Origin of the sequence: Citricoccus sp. (genome assembly GCF_035445025.1) — a bacterium.
GTDB lineage: Bacteria > Actinomycetota > Actinomycetes > Actinomycetales > Micrococcaceae > Citricoccus.
In genome coordinates, this window is record NZ_DAOMPX010000170.1 from 1 (window position 1) to 1,456 (window position 1,456).

At 71.1% G+C, this 1,456-nt stretch carries 2 protein-coding genes and 1 pseudogene; 1 reads left to right on the top strand and 2 read right to left on the bottom strand.

Annotated features, from left to right (window positions below):
• Window positions 1-140: 140 nt before the first annotated feature.
• A pseudogene (locus tag PLJ28_RS15930) lies at window positions 141-503 on the top strand (hypothetical protein); the annotation flags it as partial.
• 66 nt (window positions 504-569) lie between these two features.
• On the opposite strand, the gene PLJ28_RS15935 reads toward PLJ28_RS15930, so the two are convergent.
• Window positions 570-1,085 carry a CoA-binding protein gene (locus PLJ28_RS15935; protein ID WP_010143520.1) on the bottom strand — a complete coding sequence of 172 codons (516 nt, stop codon included), beginning with the start codon at window positions 1,083-1,085 and terminating at the stop codon, window positions 570-572.
• Window positions 1,082-1,456, bottom strand: a 375-nt coding sequence (locus PLJ28_RS15940; RefSeq protein WP_324590451.1) for a PLP-dependent transferase, incomplete at its 5' end; no start/stop codon positions are given. The genes PLJ28_RS15940 and PLJ28_RS15935, both read right to left, overlap by 4 nt.

Consider the following 1,456-nt stretch of genomic DNA (forward strand, 5'->3'; position numbering starts at 1 on the left):
CGAGCCGGTGGACGTCCGTCGGAGTCGTCGTCATCCCCTCACTCTAGGAGACCGGCCGGTGGGAAGGCCCCCGTGTCTGGCAGCCGCAGTCATGGCGCTGGAACCCGGTGAACGCGGGCCGTTCGGGTGAGGGGCCTTTCAGCCTGGGCTGGAAGCGCTGGGCACCCGTGTAGACAGCGGCCTTCGCCGCGCACCTGGGCACCTGGGCGCCGATCCTCTGGGAGAACAAGGGCCGCTACGTGACCCAGCAGGGTGCTCAGGGCGCCACCGAACCCTCGCTCACCGCCTCCCCGGAGCTGCAGGAGGCCCAGGAGCAGCTTCGGCTGCTGCAGTGGACCATCCCCGCCTTCGCCGGGGCCGTGATCGTGCTGGGCGCCCAGCACGGCGAACTGCAGAGGGCGCGAAACCTCCGGCCCAAGCGACTGGACAACGTCAAGGCCGTGGCCCGTCTCGTCCCGATGAGGGGGCCCGCCGGAGTGGTCAAGTCGCTGCTGACCTTCTGACCGGGCCCATGAGGGGCCCATCGGCGGCGGCCGCCCCGAGACGGGGCGCGGCCGCCGCCGGCGGGATCAGCGGTCCAGTTCCTGGCGCCGGGAGGAGATCACGCCGGTGTTGAAGCCGGCGAGGTTCAGGCCGCCGTGGAAGCGGGCGTGCTCGATCTTCACGCAGCGGTCCATCACGATGTCCATCCCGTGGGACTCCGCCAGGTGGGCGGCCTCCTCGTTCCAGATGCCCAGCTGCAGCCAGACGGCCTTCGCGCCGGCCTCGCGGGACTCCTCCACGATGCCCGGGGTGTCCTCGGACTTGCGGAAGACCTCCACGAGGTCCGGGACCTCCGGCAGGTCCTTCAGCGAGGCGTACACCGGGTGGCCGAGGATCTGCTTGCCCTGCTCGGCCAGGATCGGGTTGACGAAGTAGACCCGGAAGGTGGTCGAGGACAGCAGGTAGGTCGCCACGAAGTACGACGCGCGGGCGGGCTTGTCCGAGGCGCCGACGATGGCGATCGACTCGGTCTGGCGCAGCAGCGCCAGGCGCTCCGGCGCGGACGGTCCGGTCCAGGTGCGGTCGGGCAGAACGGTGCTCACTTGGCGGCCTCCTTCAGGGCGGCGTTCACGGCGGCCTCCAGGGCCTGGTCCAGGTCCCAGAGGATGTCCTCGACGTCCTCGATGCCCACGGAGATGCGGATCAGGTCCTCCGGGATGCCGCCGGCCACGAGCTGCTCGGCGGTCAGCTGCTGGTGCGTGGTGGAGGCCGGGTGCAGCACGAGGGTCTTGGCGTCGCCGATGTTGGCCAGGTGGCTGGCCAGCTGCAGGTTCGAGATGAACTCGGCCCCGGCGTCGCGCCCGCCCTTCACGCCGAAGCTGAACACGGAGCCCACGCCCAGCGGCAGCAGCTCCCTGCCCCGCTCGTAGTGGGGGTGGGACGGCAGGCCCGCGTAGTTGACCCAGCTGACCCG